2 protein-coding genes and 1 pseudogene are annotated in these 2,512 nt (G+C 56.6%); 1 reads left to right on the top strand and 2 read right to left on the bottom strand.

What is annotated here, in order from left to right:
* Positions 1-184, bottom strand: a 184-nt coding sequence (locus tag HCC78_RS32100; RefSeq protein ID WP_371743772.1) for a transposase, incomplete at its 3' end; no start/stop codon positions are given.
* Positions 185-726: 542 nt separating this feature from the next.
* Positions 727-1,785, bottom strand: coding sequence for a hypothetical protein (locus tag HCC78_RS32095; RefSeq protein ID WP_138473382.1), 1,059 nt, complete (start codon positions 1,783-1,785; stop codon positions 727-729).
* Between the two features lie 270 nt (positions 1,786-2,055).
* Between HCC78_RS32095 and HCC78_RS34315 the strand changes: the two are divergent.
* Positions 2,056-2,229 (top strand): annotated as a pseudogene (locus HCC78_RS34315) (ISL3 family transposase); the annotation flags it as partial.
* Positions 2,230-2,512: the final 283 nt, after the last annotated feature.

Below are 2,512 nucleotides of genomic sequence, written 5' to 3'. Positions count from 1 at the left end.
TCCAGCCTTCGACATGCGCGTCAGCCTCGGGCAGCAGCTTGCCCTTCGCCCGCGCCTCCGCGCGCCACTTGGCGAGCGTTGCCCGCGAGATCCCCTCTTCAACCGCCAGCCGGTTCAAGGGGGTGCTGTTCGGCGGCAGCATCTTCGCGAGAACCGCCGCCTTTCGTTCCTGTGAATAGGCCACTCGTCATCCTGTCCCGCCCGCCTCGCTGCATAGTTTCAGATCGAAGGACGGTGACAACAACCCTGCACGAGGGGGCCGCCGCGCGCTGGACGTCGTCCGACAGGACACATCGAAGGGGTCGCTGTCGATGAAGCTCCAGAGGGCGGGCTGGGACGAAGCGTTCCTGCGCAGCATTCTCACTGCGCTGCCAGCGGCTTGAGCCAAACGCGATTGCCCTGCCCCGAGAGGACGGTGCTGTTGGATAAATCAGCAGGCGACCGCAGTCCCCCTCTATCAGGATAGTTGTCACCGTCCTTCAATCTGAAACTATGCAGCGAGGCTGTGGTACCCGCTCCAGTCCCGCCAGAGTGCCCGGGGCCATATGCTTCGATGTCCCCAGGATTTCGTTGTGCGCCCCGGCAGCGTTGTTCCGCTTCTCGACCGACCGCGAAAAGACCATCCCAACGGCCACTTGGTGGGCTGAAGCGGCATCCTTCACTCGGGTGCCTATGGCCTTTACACGGGCCCTTTTCAGCGTCGTCAGAGAGCGGGGCCAGCTTACTTCATTCTCCCAATTTTGCGAGTAGCTCCGCGTTTTTTTCTCGCAAACCTACGACTACTTGCCGAAGCTTCTCTGCATTTTTCCGAAGCTTCTCTACTTTTTCGACTTCACGTCCAATTGCCCTCGATATCGAAAGCATCTGATCACTGGAGAAGTTGTATTCGGTCCCCACTGACTCCTCGGGAAACAGTCTGATGCATTCCTCGAAGTCCAATACCGCAGGCCTCTCATCCTCGGGCACGGCAGAAATGTAATCTGGATCAGACAATTCCATTTTCATCCTGTCTAAGAATGCGGAAAGTGACAATGGGTTGACTGGCGGCCACTCTGATGACAAATTGGGGATTTCCTCGCAAAGAGGATTGCTTACAATTTTTGCGGCATATCGTCCTAGGGTAGCGTTTAGCGCACGCTGAAACTCAAGTTCTGCGGTGGTGAGCGACCTGTTTATTCTCTCTGCTGGTGGGGTTGGCAATGTGCCTTCATTCAGCCCTAGCCACTTTTCGGCGACGGCCACTACAGAATCAGCGTGCCGAGTATAGTTGACAACCGTGCACTCACACCCGTGTTGTTTCAGACGTTGTATTGCCCTAATCGTGTGCCGTGGAAATGCGTAATCCGAAAGGCTTTCGCTAAGTGTGCCGGTATACCCACCACGCTTAACGCGCTGCTGATATTGCGATACCGCATGTGGCACAATATCACGCAAAAATAGGAGTGCCTTAATCTTGGCGCCGCTTGACTGCCTTATCAATTCTTCCAAAAAGCCTTCCCTTGAGGCCGCGAGTTCCTGAAAGATGGCCTCGCCTGATATCAAAAGATTCGGAAGCTTCGTAGCTGATCCCGCGGAAATGACCTTATCCAGCGCGCCAGGTCTCGGCCGGTAATTGCCAGATGTAATCTTACCACTATTTGACCTCTCTGCCATCTCATCATCTAGTGGATATGATATCCCATTGGCTGCTAGCTGTTTGCTGCCAAGAGACAACGCTGATTGCAAATAGCTAGAACCTGTTTTTCCGTGCCCGATATGAATGAAGACAGTTTCAAATTTTGGCATTCTGCGCTCCTGTTCTGGCATGCGGATCTAGATTTTCCTAGCCAGTTCACGGCGGGCATGCCAACATTTTGTGTGGTAGACTGGCGCGGCATTGTTGCAGAACTCTTCGAGGTTCGGGGTTCACCTCGGGAATCCGGTAGGTTAATGGCCTTACAGGACGAAGCCTCACACTACACGACTCCAGCGCTCAAGCGTCTCGGGACGACGATTTTCCGCCTTACGATTGGGCCGCCAAGACCTGATCTCAGCCGGTGCCGGAGTCTGCTGGGTGCCTTTGCCCGCGGCCTCCAGAAAGATTGCGACGCGGAGGCCGCGGCCCTGACCGAACCATGGTCGAACGGCCAGACAGAAGGTCAAATCAACCGCCTGAAAATGCTGAAGCGGCAAATGTATGGCCGGGCGGGTGTCGGTACCCTGGCGGCGAGGATGACTGCGATGTCGTAGGCAAAGGCCTGCATCAAAATTGAGCCAGCCCCCCTTTCAGAGCCGATTGACACTCCGGCCGGGCTACGCCCGCCCTCCGGCTCGCACCCGCCGCAACGTCTCATCCTGATTGTCGGGGAATCTCACCCTGTTTGTCGCGCCGCAGATTGCCCGGGAACTGGCGGGCTTCATCTGGGACATCGCCCGCAAGCGGTGGTTTTCAAGGTTGTTGTCACCGGTGTCTATTTTCAGGCTGCGCACTCTCCTGACGCGGCCATGGGACCGCCGCCGACTGCTTCCCTGG

The organism is Mangrovicoccus sp. HB161399, from assembly GCF_013184745.1.
Lineage (GTDB): Bacteria > Pseudomonadota > Alphaproteobacteria > Rhodobacterales > Rhodobacteraceae > Mangrovicoccus.
This window is presented reverse-complemented; position numbering and strand designations above follow the sequence as displayed.